Here is a 20,248-nt window from a genome sequence, read left to right on the forward strand (position 1 = left end):
TCGCCTTCCGGAGCGCGCGCACGGATCGAGGGTGCACGCGGTGGGGGCTGTAAATCGTTCGGTGTAACTCCCGATCAAGGAAGATGCACCGATGACCAGTGAGAACGTGACCGAGGCCGAGACCGTCGAGCCGGCGGAGCCGAAGCCGTCGAAGGCGGTGGACGACCGGCTGACCGACGAACTCGTCTCCCGGGCTCAGGCCGAGGCCCTGCAGCTGACCGGCGAGGGCGGGGTGCTGGTCACGGGGACGTGGTGGGGCTCACGTCCCCGGCTATTCGCACCGCTACATCCTTTGGCCTACTACGTTTTCGTTCATGAGGAGGACGATCTGCTTGGACTGGGCGGTGGTCGGGCAGGGGCGGTCATACGGCATGAGTGCTCCTTGCGGATAGAGGCCGCCGGAACACGGCCGGGCGATCTGCGCCCGAGCGACCGGCGGCCGGCTGAAGCGGGACCTTGACAGGCCGCCGTTCTCCTGGCTGGTCTCGCCGTCTTTGCGGCGTGACCACGCTTCAAGTAGGCGCGTCGGCGGCAACCCCCGTCATGCCCCTGGAGGACGTGTCTTGACGGGAGGGCCCGGGTCTGAACGGCTCGGTGCTCACTGCCCTCGAAACGATGCGAGCCCCCGCTCTGCCCTTGCTTTCCTCGTCGACATCCGGGACGTGGAGGTCTCCGACGAGGAGACCGACCGCGGCCGTCGCTCTTGCGGACACACTCTCCGGCCGGGACATCGGCGAGATGCATGACGAGTACCGCCAGGCGCTGGAGAAGCTGATCGAGGCCAAGGCCGCCGGCACCCGCCCTGAGCCGGTCGAGGCCCCCGAGCCGGCCTCGGCGGAGGTCGTGGACCTGATGGCGATGCTGGAGAAGTCCGTCAGTGAGGCCAAGGCTTCCCGCAGCGGCGGGGCCGATGCCAGCGTCCACGACCTGCCCACCGCGAAGAAGACCACCAAGAAAACTGCCGCGAAGGAGGCAGTCGACAAGGCGGTTCCGGCGAAGAAGAGCGCCGACCGCAAACCCCGCAGCCCCTGAGAAATGAGCTGTCCTGCAAGTGAGGCCCGTCGGCACCGCGGGTTTCAGTCATGAGCCGGAGTGCGGGCGCGGCGGTTTCTTGTGGCCTGCGCTGGCGTCCCCGCGGCATTCTCGGATGCGCCGGCGGGTAGGCGCTGCACACCGGGAGCTGGTGAGGCAGCTGGAGGGTGCAGTGCAAGGTGTGAGGGTTCCCTTCCTGTCGGTGTACTGGACGCGGCAGGCGTTCGTGCACTGGCCGTACCCCCCAGCCGTCATCCAGAGCCTGCTGCCGCCCCACCTCGAAGCCGACGTCTTCGCAGGACAGGGCTGGGTGAGCATGACACCCTTCCTCATGTCACGCACCCAGGTCCTGGGCGTGCCGATGCCCCGGGGAACTTTCCCCGAGACGAACCTGCGCACCTACGTACGGCACGGCGGCGGACCGAGCGGCCTGTGGTTCCTCGCCCTCGACGTCACCCACCCGGCCATGCTCACCGCACGGCTCCTGGGGATCCCGTACTCCCGGGCGCGCCTGGTGGTGGAGGAGCACGGCGGCACGTGCCACTACGCGGGCCGGCGAGGGCGCCGAGGCCCCCGATACGACCTCGAAGTGCGGACCGGTCAGCGCATCCGAGCGCCCCGCCCGCTGGACTCGTGGCTGACCGACCGCTTCCACGCGTACTCGGTATCCGCAGGCGCGCTATGGCGGACACCGGTCGTCCACGAGCCCTGGCCGCTCTCCACCGGAGCCGTCGTGCGCTTGGAGGAGTCCCTGCTGTCCGCCGCGGGATTGCCCGAGCCGGCCGATTCCCCCCTCGTCCACATCTCGCCCGGTGTCGGCCCGGTACGCTTCGGTTTCCCCCGCCGCGCGGCCTAAAGGCCGCGCCTGTTGGCGAGCCAGGCGGCGGCACGACCATCCTGCTCACCCCAGAACCGGAACTCGTGACCAAAACCAGTCGTATGCGCCTGCGGCGGTTCTTGGCCTCCCCTCCTCCTCTACTGGGCGTCGTGGGTAGACGAGACGAGCATCAAGGTGAGCGCCGCGACGCGTGACCGGATGATCATGGCCCTCGCTCTGGTCACATCTCATCGCCGGTATCGCCTACATGCTCCTGCTCTGCGCTTCCGGCAATTCCTACGAACGCACCCACTCCACGGCCTGGGCGGCCGCGGCCATCGGCATCTGGACCTGCACCGCGCCCTGGGTCGTCGCGGGCGATGTCGCCCGCACCCGGTCCATCACCAGTAACCTGATCGTCGGCGCCATCGCCACCCTCCTCGCCCTCGCCGCAGCCTCTGCCGCCCGCGACAACGACACCCGCCACGGCCCCGGCGCCCGCCGCCCCATGCCGGGAATGCACTGACGGCGGGGGCAACAGTGTCGAAGGCAACGATGACAGCCTGCGTAAAGCAGGTGGGTGCCAAGCTGGTCACCGACCACCAGAAGCTCGACAAGGACCTGCCGGCCATCGCCACCAAAGGCGGCATGACGCTGCCTGCCGCACCGGCGCCCGGGCAGCAGCAGGCGCTCAGGGGCGTCAGTGAAAAGGCCGGAACGGCTGGATACGACCCCGCATGGCTGCCAACCAGGAAGCCGCCCACACGAAGACCCTGGCCTTGATCGACACGCAAATCCGCTCGGGCAGCGACACGGCCGTCACCAACGCCGCCAAGAAGGCATGCCCGATCGTCGCCATGCACCTCGACATGGTCCGCGGCGGCACCTGCCACGCCCTGTAGGAACCGCCGCTCGACAGGACGGCCGGCACGCGACACCGGGTCCGTCGTGGGCATGGGCGCGTGGAGTCTGACCTCGCACCGCGCATCGAGGCGATGAGGGCACGCTGAGCGGTCGGATGCGGTGATCGGGCCGGTGTGACGTTCTCGGCCTGCGGTCCCTTCGGTCCCTGCGTGACATCGAAGCGGATCTTCTGGGCTTCTTGCAGGACCCGGTTGCCGGCGCCGGCGATGGCCCGGTAGTGAATGAACAGGTCAGGCCCGCCGCCGTTCTGCTCGATGCAGCCGAAGCCCTTTTCCGCGTTGAACCACTGCACCGTGCCGGTGGCCATATCGGTCTCCGCTTCATTGCACATAGGGCGCACGCAGTGCGACGGCCGAGTTCGCGACCCGTTCCTCGCCCTCCATCTCAGCTCCACGGGCCCCCGCGGTGGGTGTGCTCCCGCGACGGTGCGTGCCCCGGATGCCGCTGTCACGGTGCGCGCTACGGGACGTGGTTCCAAGCTGAGGGGTGGGTGCCGGAAGCGGTCCGGCACCCCATGGTTGAGAGGAATCCGTCGTGGAGACAGCAGAGCTGGAGAGCTAGGTCCATGAGCTGGAGAAGGCCTTGGCTGTGGCGGAGGCCACCCAGTCCGGCGCGCAGGCCGCGCAGGCAGGCACGCAGGCCGGTATGACCTCGATTTCTCCGCGGCTCACGCCGGAACCTGGGCCGTCATGGGTGCCGGGAGCGTCGCCCTGGTGGTGGGTCTGTTCCTGGGCATGGCCATCAGCAGGCAGAACGCCTGAGTAGGGCACGGCAGCTGCTGATCCTGCCGACCACGGTCTCCCGCAGGCTGCGCCTGTGGGAGACGGTGCTGTATGGGAAGGCTGCGGTCGTGCTGGCCGGCGACGCGGAGGGGGAGGACCGGGTCTCCGGCTGGTTCACCGACGAGGACGCCAACGCGCTGGCCGTCCTCGCGTCGGGCGGTGGTCTCCCGTTCCTGCTTCTGACCTACGCAGCCAAGGTGTGCGCTGGCGTGCACGCTGTCAAGGGATTCGCCGTAGTTGTTGTAGGACCAGGAGGAGAACACGATGGCTCCCACCTACGCCGTCACCGGCGCCACTGGCCACTTGGGCGGACGCATCGCCCGCCGCTTGGCCGCCGCCGGGATCTGGCAGACCCTCCTGGCCCGTACCCCCGCCCGGGTACCCGACCTGCCCGGCGCCACCGCCGTCCCCGGCGACTACAGTGACCACGACGCCTTGGTGCGAGCCCTGCGCGACACCGACCGTGTCCTCATGGTCTCCGCTTCAGAGACCCCCGATCGCCTCCAGCGGCACCGCACCTTCATCGACGCCGCAACCCAGGTCGGAGTCGCACACTTGGCGTACATCTCGTTCTACGGCGCCGCGCCGGATGCGACGTTCACCCTGGCCCGCGACCACTGGCACACTGAACAGCACATCCGCGCGAGCGGTCTGCCCTTCACGTTCCTGCGCGACAACCTCTACGCCGACTTCATGCCCGCCCTCGTGGGCGAGGACGGCGTCATCCGCGGCCCCGCTGGGGACGGACGGGCCGCCGTCGTCGCTCAGGACGACATCGCCGACGCCGCCGTCGCCGTTCTGCGCGACCCGGGCCCACACGCCGGCCGCGCCTACGAGCTGACCGGCCCGCAGGCCCTCACCCTCACCGACGTGGCGGCCACGATCGCCGCCGCATCCGGACGCCCTGTCTCCTACCACCCGGAGACGGTCGAGGAAGCCTACGCCTCCCGCGCACCTTACGGCGCTCCCGAATGGCAGCTCGACGCCTGGGTCTCCACCTACACCGCCATCGCCGACGGCTCCCTCGCTCAGGTGACCACCGCCATCAACGACCTGACCGGCCACCCCGCCACCCCGCTCCAGCAGGTACTGCAGTCTGAGCCCGGCCCGGCAGTTCGCCCCTGAACCCGAGCACCGTCACCTTCCCGCCAGTGGGTGCACTCTGTTGCCTGGGCAGTACGGCTGTGACTCTGGACCGGACGGCTTCCGAACCAGACAGCCACGGCTGCTCTTCCTTGCTTCGCCTGTCTCATCGTCGATACGAGCATCAGGCAGTTGCCGTTGCACCGACGCAGGTCAGGGGCCACTCCGTTGTTTTTTCGGCGATTACCGAAGGAACCCCATATGCGGCGCCCCTGTCCCCTAACTTGCGATCTTGACTGATGTCCAAGTGATCTTGACGGTCGTGGACGGCCGGCTGCCGCTGCCGTCGACCCTGACCAGGTCAACAGTGCAATGTCAGCGAACAAGGGCGAAACACCCGATGGAAGGACGCTCCTGATGGATCAACACTTCGATCTCTATGCTCGCACCCGTGGGCCACACGGGATCCCGCTCTTTCTGCCGCATGGCGCTTTTCGAGGAGTCAAAGTGTGGCAGGACGGGTGTGGCCGCTGTGGCGGGCTGCGCAGATGAGTTGTTGTCGGGCGGTATCACTGCTCCCCGGTAGGTGTGGTTACCGCCCTGCCGGTCGGGCGTGCTCGTCCATGGTGTGCGCGGCAGCGCCATGCACCGGCACACCCATCCCTTTGGGTGATCCGTTTGGTCCGCCAGTGTCCCTGTTGTCGATGAACGTGTTGGATCTTCGGACCGAGGACCGGGTGGTCAGTAGCAGGAGAGCGGCAGGAATGTGGTGGCGATGAGTCTGGAGAAGGCCCGGGAGTGGTTCTCCGACTATCTCTGTGTCGCAGATGCGCGGATCGGTCGACCGGGCGCGGTGTGCCCTTTTGTCGCCCCGGCACTGCGTGCGCGCAGTCTTCGGCTGGAGGCGTGGCCGGTAGACCCGCAGATCACTGTTGCGGGGTTGGTATCTCTGGTGAGGCAGATGGTCGCCGTCTTCGAGAACACGCAATGGGCGACCCGGAACCGGACTCTCCACGCCTTGGTGGTGGTGCTGGCCGGACTGCCCGCGGACCGGCTGAGCCTCACCGATGAGGCGCACCGGTACACCAAACCGGCGCTCGTAGCGAGGGGGCTGATGCTGGGACAGTTCCACGCGGACTGCGATGAGAGAGCAGCTCGGAATCCCTCGTTCCGGGCGTCACGCTCTCCCGTTCCCATGCTGGCCCTGCGGCACATGGCGGTTCACGACGTGCTCTTCCTCGACGGGGACAGCCGGTCGTTTGCCACATACGACCAGCGTTACGGTCGCAGGTACGACGCCGGGGCGGTTACCGACCCCTTGCTGCAGAAGCACTTCGCGCGGGCGCGCGCCCGGTTCCGCCCCGATTCCGCTCCTGCGACCTCGGCCGGCAGTGCGTACACGGGGGCATGACGTGAGTCCGCTCGATCCGCGTGGCGTCGAGGACGGCCCCATTTTGGACTTCCCCGGCCCCAGTACTCCTTACATCGATTACCAGAGCATCGATGTCCTGCTGTCCCTCCAGCACCCTTTGTCCGACGCCCCCGCCGAGCCGACGTTCTACATCCTCGGACAGGTGAAAGAGCTTCTGTTCAAGCTGCTCTACGGGGAACTGTGCACCGTCCGCCAAATGCTCGACGCCGATGATGTCGCCCAAGGCGTGTGGACGCTGCGCCGCGCGCATCGGGTGGTCGAGTTGCTCACCCGAACCTGGGACGTGCTGAGCACCCTGGCTCCCACCGAGTTCAACGCCTTCCGCGCTCACTTGGGCCAGGCGTCGGGCTTCCAGTCGTACATGTACCGGATGCTCGAATACGTCCTGGGCAACAAAAACGCTGCCATGGCCCGGGCGCACCGCAGGGTGCCGCAGGTGCACGCGCAGGTCCAGACGGCTCTGGCCGCACCGAGTGTGTACGACGCCGCCCTGCACCTATTGGCACGGCGCGGTGCCGCCATCCCGCAGGCCGTGCTCGTACGGAACCCTGCCGAACCGTATGTGCCACACGATGCCGTGGAACGGGCATGGGCGGACGTGTACCAGGCCGGTGGTCCGGGTGAGGTCATGTTCGAGCTCGCCGAGGCGCTCATCGCTGTCGCCGAGGGTTTCGGCCGCTGGCGTGCCCTGCACCTGCTCACCGTGGAACGGATCATCGGTACCAAGTCCGGGACCGGCGGAACCGCCGGGGTGGAGTGGCTGCGGCGCGCCAGCGAGCACCGGATCTTTTGCGAGCTGTGGAGCGCCAGGAGCCTTTTGTGATGCCGACCGAACGAGAGAAAGGCTGGGTCGTGACCCCAACTGTCAAAGCCGGGCCGAAGATGAGGCTTGAGGCCAGGCACAGCGGGCAGGAGCGGGAATTCACCGTCGAATCCCTGTCTCTCACCGACGTACCGGACGAGGCCGACCGCCAACGGACACAGGTGGCTCGTCTGCGACGAGACTTCGGGTTCCCCCTGCCGGCCCCCGACTGGGAGCCGGAGGACGAACAGGCCCTGGTCCTGCTCTGCCATGCCGATGGTGTGCCGGTCGGTTCCGTCCGCCTCGTGCGGCGCCGAGGCGAAGCGGACCAGTGGTGCCCCTACCTCACGCCAGAGCTGGGCGCCGCACTGCCATCCGACCCTGCCGGCTTCCTTTTCGGGGAGCGGCTCGTCATCGCACCCACCGCCCGCTCGTTGGAAGCGCTTGCCCTCGTGATGCATGCGGCTGCCACCTGGGCGGCCGCCTTGTGGCCCGTCCGGGAGTTCGCCGCGATCACCCGTCCGGATCTGGTGCGCCTCAGTCGATGGATGGGCGCCCGGCCGCTGTCCGAGCCCATGGTTCTTCCGGGCTCCGACGGGCTGGGGCTGCTCATCGGCGGCCGCCTGGACGAGGCCGCGACCCGTACCCGGGACTTGTTCGCGACCGGCGGGTGGCACCTGACGACCGCGACTGCACCTCCTGCCCAGTAAAGGGCCGTCAGCGGCCCCCGACCAAAGGACGTCGCAATGTCCTCCACGCACGTGACACCCTCCGAGTCGACGACTACCGACCACGTCGTCGCTGCGACGCGGTCGGTCATCGACGGCCGCGTACAGCTGACCTCCCGCACGCTCGACGAGTACCGGATGGTGTTCGGCCTGACCGACGACGACCTTCTCGCCGGGCCGGTCCTCGACTGTCCCGGCGGCGCCTCGTCATTCGCCGCCGAGAGCCGAGCGCTCGGCGCGAGCGTCACCTCCGTCGACCCGGTGTACCGCCTGGCACCGCAGGACATCGAGCCTCTGGTACGCGATCACCTCGCGGCGAGTGCGGCCTTCGGCCTCGCAATCGCAGACCAGCTCGACTTCTCCTGGGCCGGGTCGCCAGAACGCCATCTCGAGCGTTGGCAGGGCGCCGCCGACACGTTCCTGAACGACTACGCCGCCGACCGTCTCGCTGGCGGGAGCGAACGCCACTACGTATCTGCGGCACTGCCGCGGCTGCCGTTCGCCGACCGGCACTTCCACCTCTCCTTGTGCGGCTTCCTCCTCTTCACCTTTCCCCAGGCAGCAGACCAGGAAGAGGCGATTCTGGAGCTGGTGCGGGTCACCGCCGGCGACGTGCTCGTCGGCCCGCTGGAAGACCCTCTCGGCGTGCCCTCCTCCACCCTCGACTCCCTGCGTGCCCGGCTGGCAGACGGGGGCGTGACCACGACGACACGCGACATCGACTACAGCATCCACCCCGGACAACGGGGCGTCCTGGTCTGCCGACGACGTACCGGCTGACCGGCCCGCCCCGCGCCACACAGACGGCTATCCGGCAACGTCCGACGAGGGTCCCGTGCCACAGAACACCGCCCCACCGACGCAACGCAGCACCCAGCCGACCTCTCCACTTCACTGGGCGGCGAAAAGACCGTGGCGGCTGCTCGGTGCCACAGCCCTGCTCACGGTGGTCCTCGCCGCGGTCGGCGCCATGGCCTCGACAGGACTGTCCGCCGGCGGGTTCACCCCCACCGGCACGGAATCCTCCCGCGTGGAACGCTTGCTGACACAGCACTTCGGCGTACCCCAGAGTGACCTCCTCCTGTATGTACGAGGCGACATCGACGACCCCGTGGCGGCGACCGAGGGCCGGGACCTCACCCGGCGCCTCGCCGCCGAGCCGGGCGTCGCAAGCGCACAGTCCTTCTGGAGCACCGGGGCCGGCGAACTGCGCGCCAGGGACGGTCACGCCGCCCTGATCACCATCGATCTGTCCGGCGACGACACGCAGGCGGCAGCCGCCGCGGCCCGCATCGTGCCCCACGCCACAAAGAGCGTCATGCACCTGGAGGTATCCGCCGGCGGGCCGGCCTGGACGAGTGTCCAAGCGACCGACCAGAGCCGCAAGGACCTGTTCCGGGCCGAGCTGATCGCCGCCCCGCTGACCATCCTCATCCTGCTGTTCGCCTTCGGCTCAGCCACCGCCGCAGTCCTGCCCGCCGTCGTCGGCGTCGCCACCGTGACCCTCACCACCGCAGTACTCGGCCTGCTGACCCGCGTCATGGCGGTGTCCGTGTTCGCAACCAACATCACCACCGCATTGGGGTTCGGGCTCGCGGTTGACTACGCACTGCTGGTGGTGACCCGCTTCCGCGAGGAACTCGCCGCAGGGGCAACCGTCACCGAAGCCGTCGTCACCACCATGCGCACGGCAGGACGCAGTGTGCTCTTCTCCGCAGCAACGGTCGCCCTCGCGCTCTGTTGCCTCTTCGTCTTCCCCCTGCAGTTCCTGCGCTCCATGGCCTGCGCCGGGCTGGCTGTCGTCGTCCTCTCGGCCCTCGCCACGGTGACTGTCATGCCCGCTCTGCTCACCTTGCTGGGCAACCGAATCGCCGGCGCGACAAACCGGCCGAAGCCGTCCCGCGAACCGACGGACAGCGCAGCATGGCGGCACATCGCCCAGGCCGCCGTCACCCGCCCGCTGCTGCTGGGCGGAGCCTGCGCTGCGGCACTCATCGCCCTGACGATCCCCTTCGGGCACGTCCAGTTCGGTATCCCCGACGAGCGCGCCCTCCCGGCCCACCTCGAAGCCCATGCCACAGGCGAGTACGTACGCCGCGACTTCCCCGCGCCCGCGGACCGCACCCTGGCGGTCCTGCTCCCCGCCACCGACCCCCTCACGCAGGCCACCGAACTCAGCCGCTACGCCCAACGCCTCGCCGACGTTCCCGGCGTGGCCACCGTGGAAGCAGCCACCGGCACGTTCTCACCCGGCGCCCCCTCCATCGCGCCCGCCGCCGGCCACCGGCGTTTCACAGCACCGGGCACCACATGGTTGACCGTCTCCGGCCGTCCCTCGTTGGACACAGCCGGCGCGGACGACCTCGTACAGCGCGTACGGCATGTGACCGCACCCGGCCCCCGCCTCGTCGGGGGCCTGCCCGCTCAACACGTCGACACGCTCACGGCCCTCGGCGACCGGCTGCCTGCTGCGACCGCCATCGCGGGTTTCAGCACCCTGCTTCTCCTCTTCCTCTTCACTCGCTCCGTCCTCATCCCCTTGAAGGCGCTGCTACTCGCCGCGCTCAGCCTGACGGCCTGCCTGGGCATCATGGTCTTCATCTTCCAGGAAGGGCACCTTCATAGCCTGGTCGGCGAGTTCACCGTCACCGGCCAGCTGGACGTCGCCATGCCGCTGCTGACCATCGTCGTCGCCTTCGGTCTGTCGGTCGACTACGAGGTCTTCCTGCTCGCACGGATCAAAGAGGAATACCTCCGCACCGGCGCGCACTCCCCGTCCATCGTCTTCGGAATCGCCCGTACCGGCCGCCTGGTCACCGCTGCCGCCCTCATCGTGGCCACCATGATGGGCGCGCTCGCCAGCTCCGGCGTCACCCCGCTCAAGATCTTCGGCACAGGTCTGGCCCTCGCCGTCCTCATCGACGCCACCCTCGTCCGCGGCGTTCTCGTCCCCTGCCTCATGCAACTCACCGGCAAAGCAAACTGGTGGGCTCCATCCTTCCTGTCGCGCCGCGAAGCGACCGACGGTTCCCTGCCGAAGCGCTCCGAGTCACCCCTCCCACACCAACATCCGGCAGGAGACCCCGCCAACACGCCAAGCCCGTGACCACCAACAGGGGCATAGGAGCGGACGCCCCGACGGTGGCGCCAAGGACGGCGGAGGTGAGGAGGTTGCCGCGTTCGGGGAGCAGGGGCAGGAACCCGCCGCCCGGGGCAGGCGAGGGCCACATACCGCTCGGCCCCGCCACGCCCGACTCCCCCTGGACCCCGGTGGCCCAGGTGCGCGGTCGGGCGCACAATGCCGCCGCCGAAAGCCGAGCACAGCGAGTAGTCGTCCTGTTGGGGTGAGAGCAGTCGCAGCGTGTCGGCGAGCCACTGGCGGGCTGTGCCGCCTGTCCAACCAGGCTCTCGCCGCCTTCCTCGCAAGCCTGCGCTGAGTCCTGCGTCCTGGGTGCCGGCCTGTGCTGCACCGACCCCGCACGCCAACCCGGCAGCGGCGCCTGTCGGCCGGTCACAGCGCCCGCGGCCCCACGACTTCGACGACGTCGTCGGGTAGGCGTCGCGCCGGCCGGGCCGCCGGCTGTGGGGGCGGCCGCAGCGGTGGCGTGGGGGAGCGGAATCACCGCTGTGGCCGGCCGCCCTGTGTATTGCCCTCGATGAGGTCGGGTTGGCTGCGAAACCACCCGTGCGCATGGAGAGGCGCGGGCCGGGTTTAGAGGCCGGCGTGGTGCTCGCATATGTGGGCCGCCCGTAGCCGGTGTCAGGCCGGACTTCTTGTTTCGGTGTCGTGGATGCGGGGCGTGTCCTTTTGCCCGCCGTGCGCAATAAGAAACACATAAAATTCGCGCGCATGGGTGGAGGGGGGCCGGGCAGTGGGCGGTTCGGAGGTTGATAACTATGGTTCCCCTGCTTCTTGTTCTTCTGCTCGCTCTGATCCTGTTCGGTGCCGGTTTCGCGGTGAAGATCCTCTGGTGGGTCGCCATCGCGGTGCTGGTCCTGTGGCTGATCGGTTTCGTCGCCCGTCCCAAGGGTGGCAGCGGCCGCTGGTACCGCTGGTAGCCGCCCATGACACCAGGCCGGAGCTGACACGGCACGGCTGTGGCCTGCACCCTTCCCGGGGTGCAGGCCACTGTCATGTCCGGCGGTCCGGGGCAGAACCCGATATTGGGTGAAAGGGGACGACGGGGGTATCCGAGGGGACGGCCCGGGGCGGTCGCCGTGACGCAGCAGGGAACCTGCTCACCTCCAACGATCGACGGCCGTCCCGGCCCCGGCGGGACGCGTCCCGGTGGCGTGCCGCCCACGGAACTGCGGATGGGTGACCAGGTCCTGACCGGGGGCCGGCTGTCCGCCCTCACCGACCTGCGCTACCGCCACGGCGCCCCCCGCACCATGATCCTGGACAGTCGCCGTCGCGTACCGCACGGGCGCGTCTACCGGCCCCGCAGCGGCTGACCCCCCGCTACATCACGAGCCGGCCGAGTGCCTGTGTCTGCACCCGGGGCCACGCATTTGGCCAGGTCAGGGAATCGGACACGTCAGGGCCGGTCGACTCATTAGAGTGAGCCGCATGGACATGCGTAGGGTCGTCGCGCTGCTCGCCGAGGAAGCCGAGCAGCAGATCCAGGAACAGGTGTGGCAACGGACGGCGAGCGAGCGCGTACTCGCTCTTGAGGCTGGGACCAGGCTGCGTGACGTTGTCGGCCCGCAGGATGTCCAGGAGGCGTTGCCGCAGATCGAGCGGCTTGAACGCCTGCGGGAAACACTCGCTGTCCTGGCGGTCTCCCTCGCTCGCACTCACGGACGCCTGGCCTGGTTCCTCTCTGGTGCTGTAAACGCACTCGAACCGGTCTTGCGCTGGCGTGCGCTGCCTGCCGGCCCTGGCGGCACCTTCGGCACTGTCCTCGCGAGTCCTGAGGAATACAGGGAGGCGGAGGATGCCGTCCGTCGACTCCGGGAGGTTCTTGCGCTGATCGCCCAGGCAGGCGCCCCCGGCGGTGTTTGTCGAGGTCAGGAGTCGAACGGGGGCTGAGTCGGCAGACTTCGCCCCAGTCATTACGGGACGTCGCCCCGCCACACGAACCGACGTCGACGGCGCCCCGCTCTCCTTCGGCCGGGGCACCCAGGCGACGTCAGCGGCTGCCTTTCGGCTTGCGAATGCGGGCTGCGGCCGACGCAGCCGCTCAATCGCGGCGGCCGAGTTTGACGGCTCAGGCGAGCAGGATCACGGACAGCGCGGGGATGCGCAGCAGGTCCGGGAACACGCCGAGCAGTACTGGCTCATCTGCCAGTGCTGCAGTTGCCGAGGTCTGCCATGCCACGGAAGGTGGAAGCCGGTCGTGCGCGGCGCAGACCAGCGGAACAACAGCGAGGCCGGCGCGGGCCCCCTCGCCGCGGAGAGGAACCGAGTGGCATGGCATCCCCATTGAGCGTGAACGTGTTCACAGCACCAGAGAAGGAGCTGGTGGCCGAGCGGTCCCGACCCTTCGGCCCGCCGCCGGCCTGGGATCCAATGACCTCGACCCTGGTCTTCGGCGAGCACGACGCTGTCCTGGTCGACGCCCTCACCACGGCCGACGAGGCCGAGGCCCTGGCGGCCTGGGTACGGCTGCACCACCGCAACCTCACCACGATCTACATCACCCACGGCCACCTGGACCATTTCGCCGGCCTCAGCGTGCTGCTGAACCGCTTCCCCGACGCCCGTGCCATCGCCACTCCGAAGACGGTCGAGTATGCACGCCAGCAGGTCGGGCGGCTGCCGGTCTACCGCAAACTGTGGCCCGGTCAGCTTCCGGCCGCCATCACCGTGCCCGAACCCTGGAACGAGGAGACCTTCTCACTGGAGGGCCACGAGCTGCGGATCATCGAGCAGGGCCAGACCGACGCCGTCGACTCCACCTCCCTGCACGTGCCCACCCTGGACCTCGTCATTGGCGGAGACGTCCTCTACAACCGGTGCCACATGTTCGTCGCCACCACCACACCCGAGAGTCGCGAGAACTGGATTGCCGCGCTGGACCGCCTCGCCGCCCTGAACCCGAAGATCGCGGTCGCCGGCCACAAGAAGCCGGGCGCCCCCGACACTCCCGACATCATCACGGCGACCAGGCAGTACCTCACCGACTTCGGCCGCCTCCAGCAGGAGACCGGCAGCGACCAGGAGCTCTACGATGCCATGACCGAGCTGTATCCCGACTGGGTCAGCCACCAGGCGTGGCTTATGTTCGGGTTTTAGCAGGCCTGCGCGCCAGCGGTCAGCGAGGGAAGTCCCCCACGGCCTTGCCGAGGTCGCGTTCGAGATCACCAGGCGTCTGGAGGCCCCACCCGGCAAGGTAGTCCAGGCGCTCACGGCTTTCGGGCCGGGCGATCAGGCTCTGGAAAGTCGCGGCGTCGGAGCGGATGTGCGCGGGGGACGCCAGCGTTAGGTCGTTGACGACACGTTTGGCCACCCGCACCCCTTCGGACGGGAAGCCGGCGATGCGTTTCGCCAGGCGCTCGACAAAGCCGTCCAGCTCGGAGTCGGGCAGGGCGCGGTTGATCCAGCCATAGCGCTCGGCGGTGTCGGCGTCGAAGTCGTCGGCGCTGACGATCACCTCGATGGCACGGGCCCGGCCGAGCCGCCGGACCAGATGCTGAACACCACCCGCGCCCGGTAGGGCGCCTGTGCCGGACTCGAACTGCCCAAAGACCGCCTTCTCACGCGAGGCGAAAATCATGTCGCATGCCAAGGCGAGTTCGTTGCCCCCGTCCCGCGGGGTGTCCGTTCGGGTCGTCGGCCAGGGTGATGGTGGCCCGGATGAGTTTGCCGACCGGCTGGCGTCGTACTTCAAAGCTGTGGCAGACGCTCATCACGATTTCCAGGCCGTGTTGTCCGACCCTGCCGGGGTCCGGCGCCAGGGCTGTCGGCAGTGTCGGGTCGGTGTCCCACACGCTGACGACCACGGAGCCCTCGTTCGTCGTCATTTCCAGCAGGCAGGGCCCCGGGGCGTATTTGCGGCTGTTTGTCACCAACTCGCTGACGACCAACTGCACCATGTCCATCACCCGTTCCGATACCGGGATGCCGTGGACGCCCTGGACCTGGGACAAGTAGGCGCGGGCGGCTGCCCGCGCCTCGGCCAGCGGCTGTGACCCGCAGAAGCCGACCGTCGTGCTTATGGAGCGGGCCGCAGTCGACGAATCCGCGTTCTCGCTCACCACAAGCCTGTCCACCGTTCCCGCCTGACTGATCGAGCCAACCGCTTCCCCCTTACCCCCCAAACGAAAACGCATGCAGGTGGTGTTGGAACAAGCACTTCCTGCAGGCGTTCAGGCACGAGGCGCTGTCTCAGAGCGGCACTGCTGCTCCTGCGGTGCTGCTGTACGAGTTCGTGGCAGGTGGGAGCAAGCGATTACGGCCCGTCTTGTGTGTTCTGGGGTGGCTGGCCGCCGCCGGAGGGGAGCCGGCTTCGGCGTTGTTACCCGTGCCATTGCCGGTGCTGCGGGCTGCTGCCTCGCTCGAGTTGCTTCACGCCTTCGCTCTCATCCACGACGACGTGATGGACGGCAGCGATCTGCGCCGTGGCCGGCCCACGGTGCACAGGCCGTGGCCGCCGCTCAGCCTGCCGGCGACGCCGCGGCCGCGGAAAGACTGGGGCAAGGGGTGGCGATCCTGGTCGGGGATCTGGCGCTCGCCCTGTCGGACCGTTTGCTCCACCGTGCGGGTCTGCCGCCGGACACCCTCATATCCGCACAGCACCTGATGGCCCTCCGAAGCGACCTCGTCCATGGCGAGTACCTCGACCTGACGGCCGCGGGGCACTCTCATCCGATTCGTGCGGCGCTGACCATCGCCCGCTACAAGACGGCGAAGTACACCTTCGAGGGCCCGTTGCGTCTGGGATCTGTGCTGGCGGGGGCACCGCAGGGGCTGCGGACGCACTGAGTGCGCACGCGCTCCCCGTCGGCGAGGCGTTTCAACTGCGTGACGATCTCCTGGGCGTCTTCGGAGACCCGGGCCGCACGGGCGAACGGCGTTTATTCGCCGAGACCGGCGCGGTCGCGGGACAGGCGGCCGCCCGCACTGATGTCTACAGGACTGTAGACGACAGCTTCCGGGCTTCCGCAACCGAGCCCCGCTGCCGGGACGGCCGTACGACGGGGTGGGCCGCGCCCGCTGGTGGGGCTCGATGACCTGGGAGTGGGGCCACTACTGGGACCTGGACGTCTATCGGCAATGAGCTCCTGACCGAGCTCCCCGTCCGGTCGACACCACCTGCCACGCCTTGTGCGCTCAGTTCACCGCGCTGCCCCGGATCCAGCGACGTGCCCGGCCCCTGTTCGTGCACTCCTTGGTGAACGAGCACGTCGATGACCAGCCCCGGGATCCCGGTGACTTCACCCACCGACGGTGGTGATGGATGCGGTGTGGAGCAAGGGTGGCGGCGCGGGCGGGCCGGGTGCTGCCTCAGGCTTCGTACGCTCGGTTCACTGCGGAGAGGACGGCCTGTACGGAGGCCGTGAGGACGGAGGTGTCCAGACCCGCTCCCCAGACGGTACGGCCCCCCACCCTGCACTCGACGTAGGCCGCCGCCTCTCCCGCGCCGCTGGTGGTGACCGCGTGCTCGGCGAAGTCGAGGACCTCGACGGGGACTCCGGCGCGCGTGAGGGCGTCGGCCAGGGCGGAGAGCGGCCCGTTGCCCTCGCCGTCGGCCGGTACGGTGCGGTCGCCGACGCGCAGGACGCAGGCGAAGCGGTGGCCGCGGCCGGTGAAGCCGGCGGTCTCGACGTCGACGTCGGTTCCGGTGCCGTGGCCGGCGTCGTGGGCGGTGCTCCAGGATTCCAGGGCCACGGGGCCCGCGCCCCGGCCGGGCTCCAGGTAGGCCGTGCGGAAGAGCGCGTGGAGGTCGCCGGGGGATGCCTCGCGTCCGCTTTCGTCTGTCACCTCCTGGACGGCCCGGGAGACATCAGGGCGCATGCGCTCCGGCAGGTCGAGGCCGTGGTGGGTGCGGATCAGATGGGCGACTCCGCCCTTCCCCGACTGGGAATTGACGCGGATGACGGCTTCGTAGCCCCGGCCGAGGTCGGCGGGGTCCAGGGGCAGGTAGGGCACGTTCCAGGGGGCGAGCTCCGGCGGGATCCCGGCCTCGGCGGCGTCCTTCGCGTGCCGGGCGAGCCCCTTGCTGATGGCGTCCTGGTGGGTGCCGGAGAAGGCCGTGTGCACGAGGTCGCCCGCGTAGGGGTGGCGGGGGTGGACGGGGAGCCGGTTGCAGTACTCGACGACGTCGCGGACGGCGTCGATGTCGGAGAGGTCGAGCATGGGATCGACGCCCTGGGCGTAGAGGTTGAGGGCAAGGGTCACCAGATCGACGTTGCCGGTGCGTTCGCCGTTGCCGAAGAGGCAGCCCTCGACGCGCTGGGCCCCGGCGAGGACGGCGAGTTCGGCGCAGGCCACGCCGGTGCCGCGGTCGTTGTGGGGGTGCACGGAGAGGATCACCGCGTCGCGGCGGGCGAGGTGACGGTGCATGTACTCGATCTGGTCCGCGTACACGTTGGGGGTGGAGATCTCGACGGTGGCGGGCAGGTTGTGGGTGACCGGCCGGTCGGGGCTGGCGTCCCAGAGCGCGGTGAGGCCGTCGCAGAGCTCCAGGACGTAGTCCGGTTCGGTCAGGTTGAAGGTCTCCGGGGAGAACTGGAAGCGGATGTCGGTGCCGGGGCGGACCTCGGCCAGCCGCGCCATGAGAGTGGCGGCCTCGTGGACGGTGCGCCGGACCTCGGCGCGGTCGCGGCCGAGGACGGTGTCGCGCCAGACCGGTGACGTCGCGATGTAGAGGTGGACGACTGCGCGGGGCAGGCCGTCGAGGGCGGCGAAGGTGCGCTCGATGAGTTCAGGGCGGGCCGGCGTGAAGACGACCGGGGTGACGTCCTCGGGGAAGCCACCGGAACCGACGAGTCCGGCGAGGTGGCGGACGAAGTCGAAGTCGGCGCGGCTGGCGGAGGGGTAACCGACCTCGATCTCCTTGAAGCCCGTACGGACGAGCAGCTCGAAGAAGCGGTGCTTGCGGTCGGTGTCCATGGGCTCGGCGAGGGCCTGGTTGCCGTCGCGGAGGTCGACGGGCACCCAGAGCGGGGACCGCTCCAGCCGGGCGGAGGGCCAGAGGCGCTCGAACTCGGGGACGTGGACGCGGTCCTGGAACGCGCGGTAGCGGTGGTACGGCATGGGGCCGGGGCGCTGGGGATTGGGGATCATGGCCGGTACCGTAACCACTCCTCAGCTCCTCAGACAAGTGCTCCTCAGACAAGTTGCGGTAGATTTCTCGGCGAACGCCCCCGGCATCCGGCGGCCGCGCCCGCCATCCGGAGCGTCGGAGCCTCGGAGTCCGGACATCAGAGAATCAGGTGATCCCATGCCGCTCGGTGCCCTCCGTCCCAGCCCTCTGGTCGAACAGGCCGCCGAGCGGCTGCGCGAGCAGATCGTCGGGGGCCACTGGCCGGTCGGCACGAAACTTCCCGGCGAGACGACGCTCGCCAAGGAGCTGGGTGTGGGGCGCTCCACGGTCCGCGAGGCGCTCCGTGCCCTGGCGGGCGCCGGGCTCGTCCAGCCCCGGCAGGGAGCGGGCGTCTTCGTCACCGCGACCCGGCCGACGGAGGACTGGCCGGCCCGGCTGCGCAGGGCGGCGGTGACGGACGTGTACGAGGTGCGGATGCTGGTGGAGGTCGAGGCGGCCCGCCTCGCGGCGCAGCGCCGGACCGAGGAGGACGTGACGGCGATGCGGAAGGCGCTGGACGGCCGACGCAAGGCCGCCGAGGGCGACGACGCGGGTTTCGTCGACGCCGACATCGCCCTGCACGCGGCGGTCGTGGCCGCGGCGCGCAACCCCGTCCTGACCGACCTGTTCGCGGAGTTCGCGCCGGTACTCCGCGAGGGCCTGATCGAACTCCTGGACCTGCTGGGGCTGCGCGGCACCGACCTCCGGCACGGTGAGGACGCCCACGCCGACGTGGTGCGGGCGGTGGAGGCCGGCGAGGCGGAAGAGGCCGCACGGCTGACCCGCCAGGAACTGGAGTCGACGCTGACGCTTCTCCAGTCGACCCCCTGAGCCCCGGGCCGGGCCTCACCAGCGAGCAGGCGGCTCACGCCACGGCGTACGCCTCATCGCTCACAGGGTCGGCCGTCGAACAAACTCCGCGTTCCCCGCCGGGGACTTGGCCGTCCTCGTCGCACGCAGGACAGGGTGAGTGCCGACGAGACATACAACAAGGTCCGCGCGCGCCTACTTCTGCCAGCGAGGCATCCGGCATGTGATCTCTGATAAGAAGCACCACAGGGCTGATGTCTGCGTCGGGGTTCACGCGGCGGACGGCCCTCGGGCGCCGTACTCCTCATCTGGCTCCGCTCGTGGCACGGGAATTTGCTCACTCCAGGGACTTGAGGTCCTCCAAGCCGGCCGCGACCAGCAGCGGGGTGAACTCCACAACGCTGTGCGTGGCGACACCCTTGAGGACATACGGATCGGTGGCGAGAAGCCGGTCAAGTTCTTCGGCGGGCATCCGGGGGGCGAGGTAGACACCACCGACCAGAGGCACCTGGCGCCCGGCTACCAGAAGCAATTGCCTTGATATGAGCTGGTTCAACCAGTCGCCGTGGGCTGGTCTCCATCGGTCCACTTCATCCGGCGGTGCCGTGTAGGTCACTGTGACAACGAACATGTACGGGACCGTAGCGGAACACCAAGGGCTGCCGCGATCACATTCCATGATCCAGGAGACAGACCCGTGTGAATGGGTGGTGTGGTGGCAGCGGTTGGTTGTCAGCAGGGTTTTGTGTTGGGTAGAGGGTGGGTGCCCCCGCCTACGGCGTAGATGTCGTGGGGTGTGAGGACCGGCGTGAGGGGCCAGTCGAATTGTCTTGGGGACGGTGGGTGCCTGCCCGGTCTCGGCGGCGGCCAGCGAGAAGACGACCTCGGGGGTGTGCTGCAAACAGGTGCTGGATCTCGTTGCCAGTCAAGGGGATCAGACCGTCCGGGGTAGGTCTGTCGCGGCGTTCGGTTGCGGCGGTGACGGCGAGGAAGTCGATTACCTGCCCGGCTTCGCGGCCCGACAGGCGCGACTCCGCCGCACGGGCTGCGTGGGGCGTTGAGATCAGGTCGGTTCCTGCGGATTGTGCGTCACAAGGCATGGGGTCTCTCGCAGGGCCAGGATGGTGAGGAGGGCGAACGCCGCCAGGGCGGTGAGGGTACGGACGTCGTTGAACAGTTCCCAGCGGTGCAGAATGCGCGCGTGGTCGGCCGGTGGCGCGGTGGCGGCCCACTGCTTGATGCGGCCGTTGATCGGGACGTTTCCGAACCGGGTGATCAGGAAGGACGCGACGGTCAGGCCTCCTGCCGCGGCCGCGAGGACCCGGGTCCGGCCGCGCGTGAGTCCGGCCAGGGCGAGGGAGCTGAGGGTCGAGACCGCCATGGCTGCCTGCATGGTGATCCCGTTCATCTTCATCAGCTCGGCGTGGAAGTCCAGTCTCATGTCGAGAGGGACGGCGTTGAAGGTCGGGACGAGATTCGCGGCGCCATAACCGAAGGCGCCGGCAAGCAGCCCGGTGGAGAGCAGGGACAGTGCCTGGAGAAAGCGGGTGCGCACGTGGGTCTCCTTACGGGCGTGAGTGGTACAGGG

General features: G+C 69.0%; 20 protein-coding genes and 5 pseudogenes. 18 read left to right on the forward strand and 7 right to left on the reverse strand.

What is annotated here, in order from left to right; genetic code table 11:
• Nucleotides 1-91: 91 nt before the first annotated feature.
• The 5 genes and pseudogenes from OG861_RS34365 to OG861_RS34370 form a co-directional block, all read left to right on the forward strand.
• Nucleotides 92-238 (forward strand): annotated as a pseudogene (locus tag OG861_RS34365) (transposase); the annotation flags it as partial.
• Between the two features lie 500 nt (nt 239-738).
• Complete coding sequence (locus OG861_RS31630) at nt 739-1,032, forward strand: hypothetical protein (protein WP_329191652.1); 294 nt, start codon at nt 739-741, stop codon at nt 1,030-1,032.
• A 181-nt stretch (nt 1,033-1,213) separates the two neighbouring features.
• On the forward strand, nt 1,214-1,888 hold the full coding sequence (locus tag OG861_RS31635; RefSeq protein WP_329191650.1) for a YqjF family protein: 675 nt from the start codon (nt 1,214-1,216) through the stop codon (nt 1,886-1,888).
• Nucleotides 1,889-2,096: 208 nt separating this feature from the next.
• A pseudogene (locus OG861_RS31640) lies at nt 2,097-2,375 on the forward strand (SPW repeat domain-containing protein); the annotation flags it as partial.
• Between the two features lie 29 nt (nt 2,376-2,404).
• Nucleotides 2,405-2,632, forward strand: coding sequence for a DUF4142 domain-containing protein (locus OG861_RS34370; RefSeq protein WP_443056739.1), 228 nt, complete (start codon nt 2,405-2,407; stop codon nt 2,630-2,632).
• Nucleotides 2,633-2,879: 247 nt separating this feature from the next.
• On the opposite strand, the pseudogene OG861_RS31645 reads toward OG861_RS34370, so the two are convergent.
• Nucleotides 2,880-3,080: pseudogene (locus OG861_RS31645) on the reverse strand (cold-shock protein); the annotation flags it as partial.
• A 739-nt stretch (nt 3,081-3,819) separates the two neighbouring features.
• On the opposite strand from OG861_RS31645, the gene OG861_RS31650 reads away from it, so the two are divergent.
• From OG861_RS31650 to OG861_RS31695, 10 genes are all read left to right on the forward strand, one after another.
• On the forward strand, nt 3,820-4,680 hold the full coding sequence (locus tag OG861_RS31650) for an SDR family oxidoreductase (RefSeq protein ID WP_329191646.1): 861 nt from the start codon (nt 3,820-3,822) through the stop codon (nt 4,678-4,680).
• 733 nt (nt 4,681-5,413) lie between these two features.
• Nucleotides 5,414-6,049: a DUF6875 domain-containing protein gene (locus tag OG861_RS31655; RefSeq protein ID WP_329191644.1), complete on the forward strand. Its 636-nt coding sequence runs from the start codon at nt 5,414-5,416 to the stop codon at nt 6,047-6,049.
• 1 nt (nt 6,050) lies between these two features.
• On the forward strand, nt 6,051-6,893 hold the full coding sequence (locus OG861_RS31660; protein WP_329191642.1) for a tryptophan 2,3-dioxygenase: 843 nt from the start codon (nt 6,051-6,053) through the stop codon (nt 6,891-6,893).
• Entirely contained in the window at nt 6,890-7,582 is a 693-nt protein-coding gene (locus tag OG861_RS31665; RefSeq protein ID WP_329191640.1) for a hypothetical protein, read from the forward strand. Before OG861_RS31660 ends, OG861_RS31665 begins: the two co-directional genes overlap by 4 nt.
• A gap of 36 nt (nt 7,583-7,618) precedes the next feature.
• A complete protein-coding gene (locus OG861_RS31670; RefSeq protein WP_329191638.1) occupies nt 7,619-8,380 on the forward strand; it encodes a hypothetical protein in 762 nt (253 codons plus the stop codon).
• A gap of 55 nt (nt 8,381-8,435) precedes the next feature.
• Nucleotides 8,436-10,706 carry an MMPL family transporter gene (locus tag OG861_RS31675; RefSeq protein WP_329191636.1) on the forward strand — a complete coding sequence of 757 codons (2,271 nt, stop codon included), beginning with the start codon at nt 8,436-8,438 and terminating at the stop codon, nt 10,704-10,706.
• 791 nt (nt 10,707-11,497) lie between these two features.
• Complete coding sequence (locus OG861_RS31680) at nt 11,498-11,659, forward strand: hypothetical protein (RefSeq protein ID WP_037792689.1); 162 nt, start codon at nt 11,498-11,500, stop codon at nt 11,657-11,659.
• Nucleotides 11,660-11,914: 255 nt separating this feature from the next.
• On the forward strand, nt 11,915-12,055 hold the full coding sequence (locus OG861_RS31685) for a hypothetical protein (RefSeq protein WP_329191628.1): 141 nt from the start codon (nt 11,915-11,917) through the stop codon (nt 12,053-12,055).
• A 115-nt stretch (nt 12,056-12,170) separates the two neighbouring features.
• On the forward strand, nt 12,171-12,632 hold the full coding sequence (locus OG861_RS31690) for a hypothetical protein (RefSeq protein WP_329191626.1): 462 nt from the start codon (nt 12,171-12,173) through the stop codon (nt 12,630-12,632).
• 480 nt (nt 12,633-13,112) lie between these two features.
• Nucleotides 13,113-13,838, forward strand: coding sequence for an MBL fold metallo-hydrolase (locus tag OG861_RS31695; RefSeq protein WP_330261932.1), 726 nt, complete (start codon nt 13,113-13,115; stop codon nt 13,836-13,838).
• Between the two features lie 19 nt (nt 13,839-13,857).
• On the opposite strand, the gene OG861_RS31700 is transcribed toward OG861_RS31695, so the two are convergent.
• Together OG861_RS31700 and OG861_RS31705 are read right to left on the reverse strand one after the other, a co-directional pair.
• Entirely contained in the window at nt 13,858-14,319 is a 462-nt protein-coding gene (locus OG861_RS31700; RefSeq protein WP_330261933.1) for an enoyl-CoA hydratase/isomerase family protein, read from the reverse strand.
• Nucleotides 14,300-14,800 (reverse strand): ATP-binding protein, encoded by a 501-nt coding sequence (locus OG861_RS31705; RefSeq protein WP_443064470.1) that lies wholly within the window; start codon nt 14,798-14,800, stop codon nt 14,300-14,302. The genes OG861_RS31700 and OG861_RS31705 overlap by 20 nt, the downstream gene beginning before the upstream one ends.
• A gap of 173 nt (nt 14,801-14,973) precedes the next feature.
• Here OG861_RS31705 and OG861_RS34375 point away from each other — a divergent pair.
• Both OG861_RS34375 and OG861_RS31710 read left to right on the forward strand, forming a co-directional pair.
• A pseudogene (locus tag OG861_RS34375) lies at nt 14,974-15,156 on the forward strand (polyprenyl synthetase family protein); the annotation flags it as partial.
• A gap of 32 nt (nt 15,157-15,188) precedes the next feature.
• On the forward strand, nt 15,189-15,527 hold the full coding sequence (locus OG861_RS31710) for a polyprenyl synthetase family protein (protein ID WP_330261934.1): 339 nt from the start codon (nt 15,189-15,191) through the stop codon (nt 15,525-15,527).
• 522 nt (nt 15,528-16,049) lie between these two features.
• Here OG861_RS31710 and OG861_RS31715 read toward each other — a convergent pair.
• Complete coding sequence (locus OG861_RS31715) at nt 16,050-17,831, reverse strand: 2-isopropylmalate synthase (RefSeq protein WP_329191613.1); 1,782 nt, start codon at nt 17,829-17,831, stop codon at nt 16,050-16,052.
• Between the two features lie 157 nt (nt 17,832-17,988).
• Here OG861_RS31715 and OG861_RS31720 point away from each other — a divergent pair, with 157 nt between their 5' ends.
• A complete protein-coding gene (locus tag OG861_RS31720; RefSeq protein WP_329191611.1) occupies nt 17,989-18,681 on the forward strand; it encodes a FadR/GntR family transcriptional regulator in 693 nt (230 codons plus the stop codon).
• 316 nt (nt 18,682-18,997) lie between these two features.
• Here OG861_RS31720 and OG861_RS31725 read toward each other — a convergent pair whose 3' ends face one another.
• The 3 genes and pseudogenes from OG861_RS31725 to OG861_RS31730 form a co-directional block, all read right to left on the reverse strand.
• Nucleotides 18,998-19,291 carry a YciI family protein gene (locus tag OG861_RS31725; RefSeq protein ID WP_329191609.1) on the reverse strand — a complete coding sequence of 98 codons (294 nt, stop codon included), beginning with the start codon at nt 19,289-19,291 and terminating at the stop codon, nt 18,998-19,000.
• A gap of 142 nt (nt 19,292-19,433) precedes the next feature.
• Nucleotides 19,434-19,652, reverse strand: a pseudogene (locus tag OG861_RS34380) (hypothetical protein); the annotation flags it as partial.
• Nucleotides 19,653-19,723: 71 nt separating this feature from the next.
• Complete coding sequence (locus OG861_RS31730) at nt 19,724-20,215, reverse strand: DUF1772 domain-containing protein (protein ID WP_329191607.1); 492 nt, start codon at nt 20,213-20,215, stop codon at nt 19,724-19,726.
• Between the last annotated feature and the right edge of the window lie 33 nt (nt 20,216-20,248).

Source organism: Streptomyces sp. NBC_00539, from assembly GCF_036346105.1.
Classification (GTDB): Bacteria; Actinomycetota; Actinomycetes; order Streptomycetales; family Streptomycetaceae; genus Streptomyces.

Coding starts and splice junctions, on each gene's coding strand:
- OG861_RS31630 (WP_329191652.1), top strand. CDS start 739: ATGCATGACGAGTACCGCCAGGCGCTGGAGAAGCTGATCGAGGCCAAG.
- OG861_RS34370 (WP_443056739.1), top strand. CDS start 2,405: ATGACAGCCTGCGTAAAGCAGGTGGGTGCCAAGCTGGTCACCGACCAC.
- OG861_RS31650 (WP_329191646.1), top strand. CDS start 3,820: ATGGCTCCCACCTACGCCGTCACCGGCGCCACTGGCCACTTGGGCGGA.
- OG861_RS31655 (WP_329191644.1), top strand. CDS start 5,414: ATGAGTCTGGAGAAGGCCCGGGAGTGGTTCTCCGACTATCTCTGTGTC.
- OG861_RS31670 (WP_329191638.1), top strand. CDS start 7,619: ATGTCCTCCACGCACGTGACACCCTCCGAGTCGACGACTACCGACCAC.
- OG861_RS31680 (WP_037792689.1), top strand. CDS start 11,498: ATGGTTCCCCTGCTTCTTGTTCTTCTGCTCGCTCTGATCCTGTTCGGT.
- OG861_RS31685 (WP_329191628.1), top strand. CDS start 11,915: ATGGGTGACCAGGTCCTGACCGGGGGCCGGCTGTCCGCCCTCACCGAC.
- OG861_RS31690 (WP_329191626.1), top strand. CDS start 12,171: ATGGACATGCGTAGGGTCGTCGCGCTGCTCGCCGAGGAAGCCGAGCAG.
- OG861_RS31695 (WP_330261932.1), top strand. CDS start 13,113: ATGACCTCGACCCTGGTCTTCGGCGAGCACGACGCTGTCCTGGTCGAC.
- OG861_RS31700 (WP_330261933.1), bottom strand. CDS start 14,319: ATGATTTTCGCCTCGCGTGAGAAGGCGGTCTTTGGGCAGTTCGAGTCC.
- OG861_RS31715 (WP_329191613.1), bottom strand. CDS start 17,831: ATGATCCCCAATCCCCAGCGCCCCGGCCCCATGCCGTACCACCGCTAC.
- OG861_RS31720 (WP_329191611.1), top strand. CDS start 17,989: ATGCCGCTCGGTGCCCTCCGTCCCAGCCCTCTGGTCGAACAGGCCGCC.
- OG861_RS31725 (WP_329191609.1), bottom strand. CDS start 19,291: ATGTTCGTTGTCACAGTGACCTACACGGCACCGCCGGATGAAGTGGAC.